At 60.4% G+C, this 17651-nt stretch carries 8 protein-coding genes; 5 read left to right on the top strand and 3 right to left on the bottom strand.

Going from position 1 to position 17651, the window contains the following annotated elements:
- Positions 1-6 precede the first annotated feature (6 nt).
- Both pflB and pflA read left to right on the top strand, forming a co-directional pair.
- Positions 7-2274, top strand: a complete 2268-nt coding sequence (gene pflB / locus HMPREF3039_RS06035) for a formate C-acetyltransferase (RefSeq protein ID WP_067571494.1) — start codon at positions 7-9, stop codon at positions 2272-2274.
- A 13-nt stretch (positions 2275-2287) separates the two neighbouring features.
- Positions 2288-3076 carry a pyruvate formate-lyase-activating protein gene (pflA, locus tag HMPREF3039_RS06030; RefSeq protein WP_067571492.1) on the top strand — a complete coding sequence of 263 codons (789 nt, stop codon included), beginning with the start codon at positions 2288-2290 and terminating at the stop codon, positions 3074-3076.
- A gap of 19 nt (positions 3077-3095) precedes the next feature.
- Here the strand turns inward: pflA and HMPREF3039_RS06025 are convergent, their stop codons facing one another.
- Together HMPREF3039_RS06025 and HMPREF3039_RS06020 are read right to left on the bottom strand one after the other, a co-directional pair.
- On the bottom strand, positions 3096-3395 hold the full coding sequence (locus HMPREF3039_RS06025; RefSeq protein ID WP_067571490.1) for a hypothetical protein: 300 nt from the start codon (positions 3393-3395) through the stop codon (positions 3096-3098).
- Positions 3396-3470: 75 nt separating this feature from the next.
- Positions 3471-5399 (bottom strand): LpxL/LpxP family acyltransferase, encoded by a 1929-nt coding sequence (locus HMPREF3039_RS06020; RefSeq protein WP_067571488.1) that lies wholly within the window; start codon positions 5397-5399, stop codon positions 3471-3473.
- A gap of 318 nt (positions 5400-5717) precedes the next feature.
- On the opposite strand from HMPREF3039_RS06020, the gene ykgO reads away from it, so the two are divergent.
- From ykgO to HMPREF3039_RS06005, 3 genes are all read left to right on the top strand, one after another.
- The gene (gene ykgO, locus HMPREF3039_RS06015; RefSeq protein WP_065529996.1) at positions 5718-5882 is read left to right on the top strand and encodes a type B 50S ribosomal protein L36; all 165 of its coding nucleotides are present in this window, start codon (positions 5718-5720) and stop codon (positions 5880-5882) included.
- Positions 5883-5968: 86 nt separating this feature from the next.
- Positions 5969-7108, top strand: a complete 1140-nt coding sequence (gene metX / locus HMPREF3039_RS06010) for a homoserine O-acetyltransferase family protein (protein ID WP_067571719.1) — start codon at positions 5969-5971, stop codon at positions 7106-7108.
- Between the two features lie 406 nt (positions 7109-7514).
- Positions 7515-7928, top strand: coding sequence for an OsmC family protein (locus HMPREF3039_RS06005; protein ID WP_067571486.1), 414 nt, complete (start codon positions 7515-7517; stop codon positions 7926-7928).
- Between the two features lie 129 nt (positions 7929-8057).
- Here HMPREF3039_RS06005 and HMPREF3039_RS06000 read toward each other — a convergent pair whose 3' ends face one another.
- Positions 8058-17540 carry an autotransporter-associated beta strand repeat-containing protein gene (locus tag HMPREF3039_RS06000; protein WP_067571484.1) on the bottom strand — a complete coding sequence of 3161 codons (9483 nt, stop codon included), beginning with the start codon at positions 17538-17540 and terminating at the stop codon, positions 8058-8060.
- Between the last annotated feature and the right edge of the window lie 111 nt (positions 17541-17651).

The following is a 17651-nucleotide window of genomic DNA, read 5'->3' as shown; positions in this document are numbered from 1 at the left end:
TTGTTTATGGTCGGCATCATAAAAGACTTGAAAGAGGCCCCCGCCCTGCCGCAGGAATGGCAGGGATTCAAGCCGGGAGCATGGACGGAGTCCATTGACGTACGGGATTTCATCCAGCATAATTACACGCCCTATTCCGGCAATGAAGAGTTTCTTTCCGGCCCCTCCCAGCGCACGCTTCGTTTATGGGAGGAGCTGAAAGTCCTGCTGAAACAGGAAATAGACAACGGCGGCGTGCTGGATGCGGATGAAGAAGTGGTCTCTTCCATCACATCCCACAAGCCCGGCTACATTGACAAGGAACTGGAAGTAATCGTGGGCCTCCAGACGGACGCCCCCCTGAAGCGCGCCCTGATGCCCTTCGGCGGCCTGCGCATGGCGCAGCAGGCCCTGGAATCCTACGGGTTCAAGATGTGTGAAAAAACCTCTTCCATCTTCAAAAAAATCCGCAAGACGCACAATGAAGGCGTTTTTGACGCCTACACCTCCGATATCCGAGCGGCCCGTTCCGCCGGAATCATCACCGGGCTGCCGGACGCCTATGGCCGCGGCCGCATCATCGGCGACTACCGCCGCGTGGCCCTGTACGGCACGGACAGGCTGGCCGCCGAACGCCGCAAGGACCTGAAAAGTTACGAAAACAGGCCCCTCACGGACGACGTGATCCGCCTGCGCGAAGAAATGAGCGAACAAATCCGCGCCCTGGAGGAACTTGCCCAGCTGGGCGCCTCCTACGGCTGCGACCTCAGCCGCCCCGCCGCCGATTCCCGCGAGGCCGTGCAATGGACCTACCTGGGCTACCTGGCCGCCGTAAAGGAACAAAACGGCGCCGCCATGTCCCTGGGCCGCGTCTCCACCTTTTTCGACATCTACTTCACCCGCGACCTGGAACAGGGACGGATCACGGAAGAGGAAGTTCAGGAAATCATGGACCAGTTCGTGATGAAGCTGCGCATCGTCCGCTTCATCCGCACGCCCGACTACAACAACCTGTTCTCCGGAGACCCCACCTGGGTGACGGAATCCATCGGCGGCATGGGGGAAGACGGGCGCACGCTGGTCACCCGCAGCTCCTTCCGCATGCTCCAGACCCTTTACAATCTGGGACCGGCTCCGGAACCGAACCTGACGGTCCTGTGGTCCGGGGACATGCCGGAAGCCTTCAAAAGCTTCTGTGCCAGGGTCTCCATAGAAACGTCCTCCGTCCAGTACGAAAACGACGACCTGATGCGCCCGCACTGGGGGGACGACTACGGCATTGCCTGCTGCGTCTCCGCCATGCGCATCGGCAAGCAAATGCAATTCTTCGGAGCCCGCGCCAACCTGGCCAAGTGCCTGCTGTACGCCCTGAACGGCGGCGTGGACGAACTCAAGGGCAAACAGGTGGCCCCGCCCTCTCCGCGCTACACGGAGGAAATCCTCAAATACGACGAGGTCATGGCCCTGTACGACAACATGCAGGACTGGCTTGCCAAAACCTACATCGACGCCCTGAACATCATCCACTACATGCACGACAAATACTGCTATGAACGCATTGAAATGGCGCTGCATGATCCGGAAATTCTGCGCACGATGGCCACGGGCATCGCCGGGCTGTCCGTGGCGGCGGACTCCCTCTCCGCCATCAAATACGCCACGGTGAAGGCCGTCCGCAATGAAGACGGCCTGATCGTGGACTTCAAAACGGAAGGCGAATTCCCCTGCTACGGAAACAACGACCCGCGCGTGGACGACATCGCGTGCAGCCTGGTGAGCAACTTCATGCAGAAGCTGCGCAAACTGCACACCTACCGCAACTCCCTCCCCACCCAGTCCATCCTGACCATCACCTCCAACGTGGTGTACGGCAAGAAAACGGGCAACACCCCGGACGGCCGCCGCGCCGGGGAACCGTTCGCACCCGGGGCCAACCCCATGCACGGACGGGACAGGAACGGAGCCGTGGCCTCCATGCTTTCCGTGGCCAAACTGTCCTATGACGACTCCCTGGACGGCATCTCCTACACCTTCTCCATCGTGCCCCAGGCCCTGGGCAAGGAGGAAGGGGAACGCCGTACCAAGCTCTCCGCCCTGCTGGACGCCTACTTTGCCGCCACCGGCCACCACATCAACGTGAACGTCCTGGAACGGGAAACCCTGCTGGACGCCATGGACCACCCGGAAAAATACCCGCAGCTCACCATCCGCGTTTCCGGCTATGCCGTCAACTTCATCAAGCTGACCCGGGAACAGCAGCAGGAAGTCATCAACCGCACCTTCCACACCCGCTAACCCATCTCCACGGATGCCGCAGGCGCCCTTCCATCAACCGGACTCCGGCGGAAACTCTGTCGCCGCCGTCACGGGCCTGGTCCATTCCGTGGAATCCTGCGGCACCGTGGACGGGCCCGGCATCCGCTTCGTCCTCTTCCTGTCCGGATGCAGCCTGCGCTGCCGGTACTGCCACAACCCGGACGCCTCCTACGTCCGCCGGGGGCAAACCAGAAGCGCCGCGGACATTCTGGAGGAACTTGCACGCTACCGGGACTTCCTGCAAGCGGCCGGAGGCGGCCTTACCCTCTCCGGCGGGGACCCGCTCTTCCAGCCGGCCTTTGCCAAAGCCGTGTTGAAAGGAGGAAAAGCCATGGGCCTGCACACCTGCCTGGACACGTCCGGCCACCTGGGAGCGAATGCGGACGGCGAACTGCTGGAACACACGGACTTGGTCCTGCTGGACATCAAGGCATGGAACCCGGAACGCTACCGGAACCTGACGGGCGGAGAACTGCGCCCCACCCTGGAATTCGCGGAGCGCCTGGCCGCCCTCCGCAAGCCCGTATGGCTCCGCTACGTGCTGGTGCCCGGCCTCACGGACGGCATGGAAGACATGGCGCAGCTTGCCCGCTGCGCCCGCCGCCTGGGAAACGTAGAACGCGTGGACGTACTTCCCTTCCACCAGATGGGCCGCTTCAAATGGGATGAACTGAACCTGGACTACACGCTCCGGGATGTTCGCGAACCCTCCGCGGAACTGACGGAACAGGCCCGCAGTATTTTCCGCCGGGAAGGAAATTCAAGGTATGAAGTACATTGATAAGATGAAAAAATTTTCTTCAGTCACGGGAACTGTCCAAAGCATTCATTCCCCCTTTGACCATTCCCAGCAAGATATCCACCTTATTTTCAGCTTTTAAAGCACGCTCACGCCATATCCTGACATCCAGCCCCAGCCCTTCCTCGCGCGCTTGCAAAAGAAGGGCAATCACGGATTCCCTCATGCGCGAGGGAACCTTTTCACCCTGCTCCAGGCGAACCAGGCAGGTTATATCGTAGCCGGATAGTTCTGCAAGACGAGCCAGGGTTAAATGGGTCTTCTTCCTCAACTTTTTAACATGAATTTCCCTGGACATCATTAACTTATATTTACCGGCGGCATGTCTCCATGGCAGCGGGATGAATAAATCTTCATTTCTGAAAAGGAAAACCCCTTAACTGGAAAAGGTATTTATCTCCCGCAAGGCATCCAGCACTTCCTGCACGGAAATGCTGCGGTTGCAGGGAACGCCACGGTCGCATTCCCTCAGGAAACACGGGGAACAGCACTGGTGACTGTACAGGGAGCGGTGGAACTGCCCCAGCGGACGGCACACGTCCGGAAGCCTGGTGGAAAACAGGGTCACCGTTGGAAGGCCGCGGCAGGAGCAGAGAGAGGGAATAACGCCGTCCACGGCAATGGCTGCCGCCGCGGCATCCATGACGGGGAACAGGTCTTCCGGCGCCCCGGCCTTCATCTCCACCTGCAGCCGCTCCGCCAGAGCGGAAGCCCGCTCGCGGTCTTCCTCCAGAGCCACCAGCACCGGCCTGCCCGGAAGGGAGCGTACCAGTTCCTCCCATTGTTCCTCCCCCCATTCGCTGGCTGGCCCCAGCGTGGAAAACGGAGCGATCAGAACGGGAGCCCCCTCCCCGGCGTGCGCCTTTTTCACGGGAAACACGAAAGAGTTCCAGATATCCAGGCCATGCAAATCCCCCAGGTGCAAATAGGGCCGGACGCGGTGAACGGGAGGAGCCGCTTTCAGGACGGAAGCCTTTACCCGGAACTTGTACTTCCGGCATCCGGGATGAGTATCCAGGCCGGAAAACATCATGGGGCCATACGGTGCCAGAGCCTTGAGGGTTTCCATATCCTGGTCCAGCATGACGCCCAGGTCCAGGGGGCCTTCATTGTAAAACTCATCCGCGGCCAATGCTTCCCGGAGCTGTTTCAGGGAATCGTGCGGCAGGACATGGGCCACTTCCTCAAATGTTTTCCAAACACCCGCCTGGCCGGACGGGCAGATGACGCTCACCTGCATGTCCGGCCTGGCGCCCTTCAGCGCCCTGATCAATGGAACGGTCAGCAAGGCTTCATCCAGGGCCCTGGGAACGGCCACCAGAATGCGGTACGGTTTCAGTTCCATCTTCTCCAGAAGCCTGAACGTCTTTTCATCCCTGGGAGCAAAACGGTCGATGGACTTCCAGCGGTGGTGCATCCAGAACACGTCCAGAACGGACCTGCCGATCAGCTCTTCCAAATGCCTGTTCACCTCCATGGTATCTCCCGCCAGAGAACCGTCGGAACCGGAAAAATCCACCACGTTGCCCATATCCGCAATCCAGTGGCCCGGCTTGTCTGTACGCACGGCAATCGCCACCATGTCCGCCCCGGCCCGCTTGCGCAGCAGGGCGGGCAGCGGCGTCGTTCCGGTCACCTTGCCGAAGAAGGGAACATACACCCCTTCCCAGACAAACTGGTCGCTCAGCACGCCCAGCGCGCCCCCTTCCTTGAGCATCTTCATGGGCGCCTTGATGCCGCCCTCCTTGGAAAACATCTGCGTGCCCCGCTCCGTGCGGCGCCTGTACATGTATTCCTCCATCAGAGGATTGTCAAACTGGCGGTACATGGAGCCGTAACGCTCAATCTCCGGATAAAACACGCGTATTCTCGCCAGCGCCTCCCAATTTCCGGAATGGGCAATGGCGCACACCTGCCCGCGCCCTTCCAGCACGGGCCGGGCAAAGGCCTCGTGCCCCGTGATTTCCACGCACTTTTTCAACTGGTCATCCGTCAGAATGGCCGTCTTGGCGGAACACAGGAAATTGGCGATCGTCCGCCGGAAATTCTCCTTGCCCAGCTTCTTCAGCTCCCCGCCGCGCAGGGCCGGGTCCAGGACGATGCGCAGATTCCTTTCCACAATCTTCCGGCGCTGCGGCAGCAAATGCCATGCCGCGCCGCCAGCCATGCGCCCCAGGCGGAACAGCGTCTTCATGCCCACAAACTTCAGCAGCCCCTCCATCAGCAGGAATCCCTTCATCCCCGCATAATGGACAAACGCCTTCCGGAAGGAAGGGGGAGGATCGGATGAAAGAGAGCTCGCCATAAGAAAACCGGAGTGAATGTTATACAAATCCGCGCCGGTCCACAAACCCTTTATTCAATAGCTCCGGGCTTCATCAGAACTTTCCGGCGCACCGTTACGGAAAAAACGGCTCTTTTTCCGCCATTTCCTGCTTCCTGACACCTGGTTCCTGGAGAGGAAAAGGCAACCCCTTCCTCCGCTGAAGAAGACTCCTTTTTCCCGGCGCGCCCGGGAGCGGTCCGCAACAATTTTCCTTTCGGTAAAGAAATGACTTTACAATTCTTAACCAAACGGTATATTCCGTCTCCCGAACCGAACACCAAACCGGAGTTATACACCATGAAAGTTCTTTCTTCCTTAGCCTCTATGAAGCGCCGCCACGCAGACTGCCAAATCGTGAAGCGCAAGGGCACGCTGTATGTGATTTGCAAGAGCAATCCCAAATTCAAGGCCCGCCAGGGCGCCACGGCAGGTACGCGTCTTTCCAAGAAGGGCGTCAAGTAAACCCTGGCCCAACACAGATTTAAAAAAGACCGCCGCCCGCCGGGTGCCGGTCTTTTTTTGGTGACCGAACTCCTTCCTACATGCCCATGCAGCTTCCCTCCGTCCAAACCAGATTCCTGGACCTTCCCGGTTCCTTCCCCCTGAGGAACGGCGCCGTGGTGGAGAAAGTGCGCATCGCCTATGAGCAGTACGGAACCCCGTCGCCGAAAAAGGACAACGTCATCCTGCTGTTCCATGCCCTTTCCGGCAGCCAGCACGCCTACGGCTATAACCCGGACGTGCCGGGCATCGGCGCCCTCTGGAAACCGGAAAACCATGAAGGCTGGTGGAACAGCATCATCGGCCCCGGAAAACCTCTGGACACGGACCGCTTCTGCATCATCTGCGCCAACTACCTGGGGGGCTGCTACGGCACGACCGGCCCCGCCAGCCCCAGCCCCGCGGACGGCCTGCCCTACGGCTCCCGCTTCCCGCATGTGGAAGTGGCGGACCAGGCCCGCTTGCAGGCGCTGCTGCTCGACAGCCTGGGGATTGAACGCGTGCATCTGGTCGGTCCGTCCGTGGGCGGCCTGATTGCCCTGAGCCTTGCCTGCCAGTTCCCGGAACGCGTCAAAAGCTTTATTTCCATCGGTTCCGGCTACAGGGCCTCCATCGAACACCGCCTCTCCCTGTTTGAACAAATCCTGGCCATTGAACTGGACCCGGATTTCCGGGGCGGAGACTATTACCAGGGCCCTTTCCCCAAAAAAGGGCTGGCCTTCGCCCGCATCATCGGCCACAAATCCTTCGTTTACCAGGAAGGGCTGGAACAGCGCGCCAGAAAGGAAGTGGGCGGCCAGTCCGGCATGCTTGCGTGGCTGAAGCCCACCCGCAGCACGCAAAGCTACATGCTGCACCAGGGCACCAAATTTGCGGAACGCTTTGACGCCAACTCCTACCTACGCATTGCGGACATGTGGGCGGAATTCGACATCCGCGACCACACGCCGGAAGGTACGTTTTCCGCCGCGCTGGAAGGATTCCGCCGGGAAAAAATTCCCGCCCTTATCTTTTCCATTGATACGGACTGCTGTTTCCGTCCGGCGGAACAGCAGGACTTTGCGGACCAAATGGAAAAAGCCGGCATTCCCGCGGAATTCCATACCATCATCTCCACCAAGGGGCATGACTCCTTCCTGCTGGAACCGGAACTTTACGCGGAACCGATCCGCCGCATTCTGGGATAATACCCGGTATGCCGCAGTCCGGAAATGCCGATTCCGCGGCCTTACGGATTTTCAGCGATATTGCTCTCCGGCCTCCGCTCCGCAACAATTCCGGGCCTCGAAAAGCGGCAGCCTTCCGCTACCAAGTCCCCAGGCTCCGGAGACATAAACCGCGGTAAGCCGGCGTTTTCCCTGTTTTTTTACAACCTCGCCCGCCGGGAGCGGCAGGACTGCCGCCCTTCCCGTCCGCAATTCTTCCGGCACGAAGCTATGGCCGTCCGGAACAGGAAGCATGACTCAGAGAGATACCGTAATCGCCGGAACAGGCCGCATTCTCTCCCCTTCCCTGTTTTCTTCCCTAATAATTCAGGGACAAAACTGACAAACTGCGGATGAGTCCGCACCCGGCATTTCCTGTCATACCATTATGACTGATGATAAATATACTTCCCGCACGGAAAACGTGGGGCAATTCCGCTGTGAAACCACCTACGCCCGCTCTGAGGAAAAAACGTTTACAGACCTGTCCGCCAGTTACGGAGGCAGGGAAAAGTACCCCACTCCCGGCATGCTGCTGGGGGCTACCCTCTCTTCCTGCATGATGAGCCTGCTTTCCGTAATTGCGGCCAGAAAAGAAGTCGACTTGAGGGGGATGCGCATCCTGGCCCATGCCGTGGAATCGGAAAAAGGCATTGAAAAAATCGAACTGAAAGCCGTCATGCCCCTGGACGGCAGCCATCCGCTGCGCTCCATGCTGGAAAAAGCCGCCATGACCTGTCCGGTCCGCCGGGCACTGCATCCGGATCTGGAAACCCCCATCGAATGGGAATGGAGGAAATAGGGACTTCCCTTGCTCCGGGCAGGCCTGCACAGTCTGCCCGCTGATCAAGTCAGGGCCGCCCCGGCTCCTCCGGGACGGCCCTGCCAGCCATGGGAGAATTCTGCCGATTCTCCTTTTCTGAATACCACCCTAGAAATTGTAGCGGTAGCCGATGCTTCCGTTCAGGGAGCTGGAACCGCTGCGGATGTCCGCGTTCCCCTCCATGAAGATCACTCCCTGGTACCCTACCGGAACGCTCAGGCCCACTCCGGCCTGGAACGCCGTGGAGCCCACCTTGGCTCCGTACACCGGGCGCGTGTAGCCCGGATCGGCCAGGAAACCCACGTTGGCCTGCCCGCGGCGGTCGCCCATGTCCTGGGAGACGTTGACGCGCACCTCGCCCAGCGCCTCGCGGCCGAAGATATTGGAACCCACCAGGCCGGAGAGCCTGGCGCCCACGGCCAGGGCGCCCGTGGTCAATTCCTGGTCTTCCACGCGCAGCCCGGCATTTCCGGCGGAACCGCTTTCACGGTAGCCGTCCATGCGGGTCGTGACGATGGAGGCGTTGAACAGAGGCTGGAGCACCACGCTCTTGTCCTCATTCAGCGGAATGTCGTACGCCAGTTCATACATGGCCCCGAAGCCCGCGCCCGTCGTACTGCCGTACCCCTGGTAACTGCCCGTGCCATAGTCCACCGTGCGGGTGAGCTTGGCGTCGTTCCAGCCTCCCGTAAGCACCAGCAGGTGGGACCAGTTGCGGGACTGGTAGCGGGCAAAGAGGTTCACGTAGTAGCTGTCCAGGTCGCCGTCCGCGGTATCGGCCGCGCTGGCCGACAGGCTGCCGTAATTGGCCGTGAACGCCGCGCCCAGCGTGAATCTGTCGCTGAGGTCCACGTCCATGCCCACGGTGCCTCCCCAGGTGGTGAGCTTGTAGCCGCTTTCATCCCCCTTGGTGTCCAGCTTGGCATAGGAACCCGTGCCCTGCATCCACATGTGGAAGTAGGGCATGTCTTCGTTGACGTAGGCGGGGTTGACTCCCATCTGGGCCACGCGGTTGCGTACCCACAGCATCTGGTCACGCAGGGAATCCCGCTGCGCGATGCCCAGGCTGGTGACGGTGGAACCCGCGGCGGCGGCCAGCTTGCGGGCCGCTCCGGAGTAATCCCCGCCGTTCTGGGAAACCAGTACGGACGTGTACAGGTCGCGCAGCGTGGAGCCTTCCGGCATGTTGTACCGGGAATTCCAGAGAATGTCGGATCCGGTTCCGGCATTCCTCGTCAGGGCGGAGTCGCGGAAGATATTTTCCGTGCGCGCCTCCCCGGTGACGATGATGGCCGTCATGCTGTCATTGGTGGTCAGCTCCAGATTGTCGTACAGCGAGCTGAGGATCATGTCCTGCAGAGTGACGTTGTCCCCCAGGGAGACCAGCGCCCCGCCCGTCGTCTTGAACAATTCCAGATTCAGCGTGGAAGTATCTCCGGAAACCAGCGTATCCAGATTGTTCATGACCAGCGTGACTTCCCCCGTTCCGTCCCCCAGCACAATGCTGCCGCTGGAAGTCACGAAGGGAGCGCCCAGGCCGTCCACCGTCGTGGAGGACGTGGTGATGGTCACCGTGCTGTTACCCGTCACGCGCAGGCCGTCCGTGCCGAGCGTCAACTGGGTCTTGGGTACGTCCGTGCTGCCTATATTGAGCGTTCCGCCGTTCACGGTAATGCCCTTGTAGGAAGCCGTGGCTGGGTCTCCGCTTCCCGCGGCAGCCCCGGCCAGGGTCAGCGAACCGCCGTCGCTGACATTCAGGTTATAGCCCGCGTTGCCCGCTCCCTGGATGGTCTGCACGCTTCCGTTGCCTGATTTGAAATTAAGCGTGCCGGAAGCGCCGTCCAGGGTTCCCGTGAAGGTATGGGACGTACTGGAATTGACCGTCATTTCCGCACCGCCCAGCTTCAGCGCGCCGCCGCCCGCCAGACCGGAAACATTGTTCGTGGAGCCGGCGGCTGTTGAAAGGGCGGAACCCTCGCGAATATCCAGCAGAACGCCGTCCAGGGAGGAACCGTTCCCCAGCGTCAGGGAGGAGTCCGTACCCGTTCCGCCCAGAGTCAGTGTGCCGTCCCCGGAAATGGTGACGTCCGTCACATGGCTTCCCGCCGCCTGTCCGGTGACAACCAGCTGCGCTCCGCGGCCCAGGTCCAGCGTACCGCCGCCCGTTCCGGAAGACAGGGTTTCCACCGTCGTCGTGCGGGAGGCGCCGTCATTCCGGCCGCCCAGCGTGATGTCTCCTCCGGCCAGGTTCAGCGTGGAAAGGCTGTTGGCCGCGCCGTTCAGCACGATTTCCCCTTCCGTGGAACTCAGCATGGAATCGTCCCCCGTGAAATTGCCCTCCACCGTCAGCGTTTCCGCTCCTTTCTTGATGAAGTCCACGTGGTCCCCGCTGATGGTGCCTCCGTAGCTGTTGCTTCCGGCGTCAATATTCTGGACCAGGTCCACCACGGCGTGGTTTGACGCGGCATCCGCCGCCGTATTCGTCACCACCAGGGAGGCGTTGCTGCCGATCAGGTTGCTGACCTTCAAGCCGTCCCCGTTCCGGGAAGCGTCCGGAGCGCCCTCCAGGCTCACATGGAGCGTGGCGCCGTTGATGCCGACGGCCTTGTAGGGGTCCAGCGTCGCGTAATTGTCGATGTAGGGATTGTCCGAAGTGGGCGTCGTATCCACCAGATAAGTCAGGTCCGTATTGCCGCTGACCATTAGCGTTCCGTCCGCTCCCAGCACCTCCGTGACGGCATAGCCCAGGGAGGCCAGCAGCGGGGAGAAGGATATCTGCCTGTAATTGTCCACGGACAGGGTTCCCGTGGTCAGCACCAGCCCTACGCCGTCAATGGATTCCCGGTTGGCGGCAAGCAGGTCCAGCACTGCCTGGTTGCTCAGGTTGATCGTCGTGGTGGCGGAGGAAAGTGTGAGGCTGTCCGCGTCAATGACGCCCGTTCCCGTGTTGCCGCCCGTCGTCAGGCTGCCGCTGTCCAGCTTCAGGGTGACTGTTTTTCCGGTCATGTCCAGGGGACCGCTGATCCCCGTCAGACGCGTGAAATCCTCCATGACGATGGACTGCACCAGGCTGCCGGACAAGCCGCCCAGGCTGATGGTGTTCAGCGAACCCTGCGTTCCGGCGGAAGCGGCTACTTCCACATTCCCCGCGGTTTTGTTCCCGGCATTCAGCAGATTGCCCTTCGTGACCAGGATGGCGTTGCCCATATTCGTGGAGGCCAGGTCCAGAGCGCCGTTGTTGACGGTCACTCTGCCGGATCCCAGGGAATCGGCGTCCGTCAGGGTCACGGTGCCCGTGCCGGAAAGCGCCGTTGATCCGGAGAAGGAGGTATTGCCTCCGGTCAGCGTCACATTCCCCGTGGTGTCGATCACCAGGGAGCCCGCGCCGGATATGACTCCGGCCCATGTACCGCCGTCCCCCAGGCGCGCCGTGGCTCCGCCGGCAATCGCCAGGGAGCCCAGGAAGGTATTCGCCCCGGTGAGTTCCAATGTTCCTCCATGGACGGCCAGTGTGCTGCCCGCCGTTCCGCTAATCACTCCCGCATAGGAAAAGTCGCGGGCAAAGGCCAGCGTGGAATTGTTCTGGATGTCGATGCTGTCGCCCAGCCTCGTCACCGCGGAGCTATCCACTGTCACCGTGCCGCGGTGCACCTTGAGCTGGCCGTCCAGATCGACGCCGCCAGTCAGCGTGATATTGCCCGCTCCCTGCGTGGAAAACGCCGTGCCGCTCAGATCGCCGCTCAGGGTGAAATCAGTGGTGGCGAATACCTGGTTGCCCGTAAACACAATGTCGTTGGCAAAGGTTCCCCCCGCCGTGCCGTTCCATTCCGTGCGGACGTTGGAATCCGCCAAGCTTAGAATGGCATCCGCCCCCATGGTCACATTGTTGAGCTGGAAGTAGCCCGCCGTAACCGCCAGGGTGCCCTGGAACTCCGTACTCATGTTCAGTACATTCAGGCCATAGCTCGTGCCCAGCCCCATGGAAACGGTACCCGTTCCGGACGCATTCAGCGTCAGGGCCGTATTGTCATTCGTACCGCTGACGGTCAGCACGGAGCCAGCCGCCAGTTCCACCGTCTTTTCATGGGCCAGTTCCTTGGAAACGGTCGCCGTCACATCATCACCCAGCATCAGGGCGCCTCCCGTCCACTCCATGGTGGAGCTGGTGAATGCCGTGGCAAAATCGCCGGAGGCCAGATTCAGGGCTCCGCTCTGGAGGGAAATCATCCCCATCCCCGCCTGGACATCCGCCGTCGCCAGCGTCAGCGTGCCTCCGGCGATGGTGACGCCGCCGGAACCCAGGGAATTGGCAACCTGCGCCACCAGTTCCCCCTGCTGGATGGAAATATCCCCCGTCCAGCCCGTATTGTCCAGATTCAGGGTCAATTTTCCTTCGCCGCGCTTGGTCAAGGTGCCGTCCGCAATCTTCCCGGTGCCGTCGGAGACGAATTCATAATCGTTCCCGGCGGCGTTGTTCACGGTGATGGAAGCCGGAGTCACCGGACCGGAAATCGTGACGGTTCCGGCCCCGGTATTATTGAAAACGAGGCTCTTTCCTGCGGCCGTTTCCGAAGACCCGGAAATCCCCCACTGTTCCCCGGTGGTGGAATCGCTCCAATCCAATCCGGAGGTCCCCTGCCAGATCCACACTTCTCCAGCGGAAGTCACCACCAGTTTCAGGGCGGTGCCCGTCTGCTGGAGCGCGTAAATCAGCGTTTCATCCCCGATATAACCGCTCCAGTTGAAAATGGCGTTCACGGCGTCAAGACCGCTTGCGGCACTAATCAGCGTGTATTCCCCGGCCTCCGTAATTCCTTCCAGCCCGTTCAGGGTCAGGGTGAAGGTCCCGGGGCCGAACGCTCCTCCCGCCGTGATGGCGGAACTGATATCCAGGGTCAGGCTGGAACCGGTCGTCACATTCAGGGCGCCCGCGGTGCTCATTCTGGTACCCGCGGCCATGGCGATGTTGCCCAGGGCCACGGCGCCTGTCCCGGTGAAGGCCAGCGTGCCGCCCTGGACATCGGTAAGGCCCGTATAGCCTACCGTCCCGCCCAGCGTGAGCGTTCCGTCACTGACCTTGGTCAGGGAAAGCACCCCGTTCTGGTCATAGGAAATGGCGGTAGCTCCGTAGGCAATGGCTACGCCCTTGTCCACAATGGAGCCGTTGTACGTGCCGGAGCCCACCGTAAGCGTACGGGCGCCCCCCACCGCGCCCACCTGGGAGTTGGCGGTGCCATCCAGGGAGGCAATTTCAATATCTCCCAGCACCCGCATGAAAGCGAACCCGGTGGTATTGTCCCCGGAAGTGAGCGCGACGGAACCCTGGGTCATGGAAGAATACAAATCCAGGCCCGCGCTATAGCCGTGCGTGGCGTCTGCAACGACCGTTCCGGTGAAGCCCGAGGCATCTCCGTTAATGATCATTTTCCCATTGGCGTTATACCTGCCGTCTCCTTCGCCGCGCTTGTACGTGAGTGTTCCGTCCCCCGTCAGCGTACCGGTAAAGCCCATTTCCTTGGCCCACCCCGCTATGCCGGTAACCGTCACACTTCCGTTGACGGTAACGTTTCCGGTGAAATTATTCTGGTAATTGGTGGCGTTTGCCTGGGAGGCGTCATTCCATCTCAGGGAGACGGCATCCGAGGCAGAGGTACCCAGCACCAGGTCGGAGCCGATCACATGGTGGGAATTGCTTCTGCCGCTGACGTTCAGCATCGTCCCGTCATGGAGCGTGACGGAGGAGCCGGCCGATCCCCAGTTGATGGAAGCTGTATTGTCCCCCACCTGAAGATTGCCCTCCTGTACCACAATGTGCCCGGAATTGGCCCCCGTCAGCCTCAGCAATCCGGCTCCGGTTTTCAAAACGGTGCCGGCCCCCGTAATGTTGTTGGCAAAGGTGATTGCGGAAGGAGCCACCAGATTGATGAAGGAACCCGCATCCGGAGAAAGGGAGAACGTCGGGTTGGTCACAGTACCCAGATTCACCGTAACCGTCGCTCCGTTGGCCGCTCCCAGGAAGGAACCCGCTCCCCACGTGATGCCTGAAGCGGGCACGTCCGTATCATAACTGAACGCCAGAATGCCTTGTTCCACGGAAACCGTGGTGCCCGTTCCCAGTACGGAGGCGGAACCGATCACCAGGGTACCCGTTCCTTCCTTGACTACGGAAGTGTTGGTCAGGGCTCCGGTTCCTGCAAACTCATAGCGGGTCGTGGAATTCCGGACCAGTACGGAGAGGGGGGAAACTTCAGAATCCAGCTGCACGCTGGAGACGGGCACCCCCGCCTGGTCCGTGAAGGATACGGCATGTCCCGCTGTATAAGTGGCGGGAGTTCCCCCATCCGTCCAGATATTCTCCGCACCCCAGGCGCCGCTGGCTCCGCCGGCCCACAACAGCATGGGAATTTCAGTGTAAACCAGTTCCCGTCCGTTCTGTGAAAGGGAGATGGTTCCTCCCACGCCATCCGCAAAGGATGCCTGGATGGAAGTAATATTGCTCAGCCCGGTGGTGCTCAGAACAGTCATGCCATCCGTCAGGACGCCGAATTCGGACAGGTCCAGCTTCAGTTCCCCTTCCGCGGACAGGGAGAAGTTCCCGTTCATCTGGACGGATGTCCCCGCGCCGCCGGCCAGCGCCAGCGTGCCTCCGTCCATGTTCAGGTTCCCCGTAAAGAAGGAATCCTGGAACATTTTGACGATGTCAAACCCGGCAACGACCGTATTGGAGAAGGAAATGGCATGGTCCGAGGTGTTTCCGTAACCGCCCAGCAGCAGGGAAGACGTTCCCCTGACCGTCCCTTCCGTGACGTTCAGCGTGCTTCCTGTCCGGAACACGGCCTTCTTCACGACAAGGGAGGCATTTCCGCTGACGACGGACTTGGCGCCTCCGCCCCCGGCGTAAAGGGCGCCTTCATACGTGCCGCCGTCCAGGGTCAGCGTGGAATTGCCGCCTACCGTTGCGTTCCCCGTACCGCCGCCCCCGGCATAGGAGCCGCCATAAATATTGCCCGTGAAAACGGCTCCCGAAGAGGCGATGATACTCACGTTTGTATCCCCGCCGATGGAAAAGGCCCTGGTCGTGCTGGTGCCGGTGCCCCCCGCATGGGAACCGCCCACAATGCTTTTGACGAAATTGCCGGTCGCATTCCCCAAATCAATCGTCACGTTGGTGCTTCCGGAGATCGTTCCCCCGGAGACGGTATTGGTTTCATACGCGCTGCCGCCGATGATGAAGCCCCTGGCCACGGAACTGAGTGTGATGGTCTCGTCCGTCTCGCTCTGCATGCTGCGCACGACGACGTACGTGCTGCCGTCAATGGTGTTGATGGAATTGTGGGCCGCCGTGCCGCCGCCCACCAGGGAGCCCTTGATCACGGCATTGCCGTCCACGGACACGTAAATATCCCCCGTGACGGTTGCGTTCAGTCCGTCCTTGTAGTTGCCGCCCACCACCCAGTTCACGACCGAATCCCCCTGAATCTGGGTATGGATGTCCCCGGTCACGTTCCACGCGCCGGTACCGCCCCAGTTGTTGGCATAGCTGCCGCCGATGATGATGTTATAATCCCCGGCTTTTACATCCGTCCAGATACCTGTGGTGATAGTCGTTCCCTCGGCGGTGGCGCCGGCATTATAATAGCCGCCGGCCAGGGTCACGCCCGTCAGGCCTTCTCCCGTTCCGGTCACGACATTCACGGAACCGAAGCCGTCCTGCATGGAAGAGCCGCGGATGCCGTACAGGGCCATGGTCTGCTGGTCCGCCAGAGTGCCGGCCGCGGAAGAGGGAGCGCTCCCCAGTCCCCAGGCGGGGTCCCACACCGTATCGTAAGCGCCGGAGCCCGTAAACGTGATGACGGTTTTTCCGGAGGAATTGCTGATGGTGTACAGGGATTCATCAATGTCCGCCAGCGTGAACCCGTTGCCCAAGTTGACGCCCAGATCATAAGTTTGGCCTATCAGGGCGTCCGAACCGTACAGGTCCTGGAATTCCTGGAAAAGGGAAAAGTCGATCAGGCCGGACGTAAACGTTACACTCTGCAGAACGGAAGAAACGTTGTCCATGGACGTATAATACAGGCGGCCGCCGTCCACGGTAACGCTCCCCGTGATGCTCCCCGTGCCGTTGGCGAGAATGCCCATGCCCTCTTCCACAGTAAGGGCATTCTGGAAATTCATAGTTCCGGAGGAAGCTGCGATCATGCCGCTGCCGCTAATTCCCGTTACCGTCAGATTGCCATTGCCCGCGTCCAGCCTGCCTCCGGCAAGCACGGCGTTGACGGTTCCCGCCTTGGAAAGGACCGCCCCGGAATTGACCGTATAAGTTCCCGTGAGCGCCACATTCTCCGTGAGATGCACCCAGCCGGACTGTACCATGAAATTGCCCGCTCCGGTCATGGAATTGTCAATGACGTCAACCGCATCTCCCGCCGTACCGTAATACGTAATGTACTGGCTGCCGGAAGTAGTGGTGACGGCCGCGGTTCCCAGGGAACCGGAGGCGTTGATGCCCAGGGAGGTGGAATTCCGGGTGATGGCGATGGTTCCCCCGAGCTGGTTTTCCGTATTGGACAACGTGTAATACGTGTATTCACTGTCCGGGCCACTGATCGTGAAGCCGTCGGCCGCCGTGAGCACTCCCGTGAACTTGATATTCTTGCCGTACTCGGTCGTCATGTTGACGCCGCTACCGAACGTGGCTTCCCCGGAGAACGTAAAACCGTTGCCGTTGATGGAATTGGCATCGTAGCTATAGTACCCGCTGACGGGCGGTCCGTCCTCCACGGTCAGCACCGTATTGTCCCCCATGACGAGTTTCTGTGTCCAGTTGACGTTCCCGGAATACAGGGAAAGCGTGCCGCTGCTGATTTTAAGGGTGGCGTCCGGAGACGCGGCGGGCGTCAGGGCCGTATCCTTGTTGGAGTTGCCCAGCGTAAAAATCCCTCCCCCCGCATAATCCACCGTGATGGAACCGCCGAAACTGCCGCCGTAGGAAGAGGAATCTCCGGTAATGGTCAGAGTGGTTCCTTCCCCGGTGATCAGGGCGGCCACATTGTCATGTTCCAGCTTGCTGATGCTGGTGTCCACGTTCGCCTGCAGCACGGAAGCCCCCGCCGCATAGCTGTAGCCGCCCAGCCTGATGGTGGCGTTCTGTGCCGCCAGGGCATGGTTGAGTTCCAGAATATTATTCCGGGTACCGCCGGTCGTGTTGGAATACATGGAAATCACACCGTTGAACGTACCCGGACCATTCAAAATCAATGAAGAAAGACTGGCGCCGCCACTGGCTATCCGGTTTACCCTCAGGACGGCGTCCGCGGCGTCGCCGTTCAAATTCGTGATCGTGGCCGTGCCCGCTCCGGAAAATTGGAGAGTTGTGGATGCGGTTACGTTTCCTGCGTCATAAGACACGGAGCCTCCAGCCGGCACTGTTACCTGGGTGCCGTCAAATGTGATGTCCGCTCCAAGCGCCGGAGAGAGCGACACGGTTACGGCAATGCCGGCAAGACCGGTTACAGTAACGGTTCCGACAGTAACTCCGGTAAAGGAAGTCACTAGTGCGGCCAGCAAACGCAGAGGCAGTTTCAATTTCATATGATGTGTGTTTTCTAGATTTCTATAAGTTAGACAACGACCTTAAATGAGGCAAATCGTATAGCTTATCGTCATAAATACGGAACTCTCATTTTTCCGTCAAAAGAAAAC

The organism is Akkermansia sp. KLE1798 (assembly GCF_001580195.1).
GTDB lineage: Bacteria > Verrucomicrobiota > Verrucomicrobiia > Verrucomicrobiales > Akkermansiaceae > Akkermansia > Akkermansia biwaensis.
This window is presented reverse-complemented; position numbering and strand designations above follow the sequence as displayed.

What these genes read in the sequence shown, in the direction of transcription:
- HMPREF3039_RS06000 (WP_067571484.1), bottom strand. Translation starts at nt 17,540, where the DNA reads ATGAAATTGAAACTGCCTCTGCGTTTGCTGGCCGCACTAGTGACTTCC.
- metX (WP_067571719.1), top strand. Translation starts at nt 5,969, where the DNA reads ATGCAGCTTCCCTCCGTCCAAACCAGATTCCTGGACCTTCCCGGTTCC.
- pflB (WP_067571494.1), top strand. Translation starts at nt 7, where the DNA reads ATGGTCGGCATCATAAAAGACTTGAAAGAGGCCCCCGCCCTGCCGCAG.
- pflA (WP_067571492.1), top strand. Translation starts at nt 2,288, where the DNA reads ATGCCGCAGGCGCCCTTCCATCAACCGGACTCCGGCGGAAACTCTGTC.
- HMPREF3039_RS06020 (WP_067571488.1), bottom strand. Translation starts at nt 5,399, where the DNA reads ATGGCGAGCTCTCTTTCATCCGATCCTCCCCCTTCCTTCCGGAAGGCG.
- HMPREF3039_RS06005 (WP_067571486.1), top strand. Translation starts at nt 7,515, where the DNA reads ATGACTGATGATAAATATACTTCCCGCACGGAAAACGTGGGGCAATTC.
- ykgO (WP_065529996.1), top strand. Translation starts at nt 5,718, where the DNA reads ATGAAAGTTCTTTCTTCCTTAGCCTCTATGAAGCGCCGCCACGCAGAC.
- HMPREF3039_RS06025 (WP_067571490.1), bottom strand. Translation starts at nt 3,395, where the DNA reads ATGATGTCCAGGGAAATTCATGTTAAAAAGTTGAGGAAGAAGACCCAT.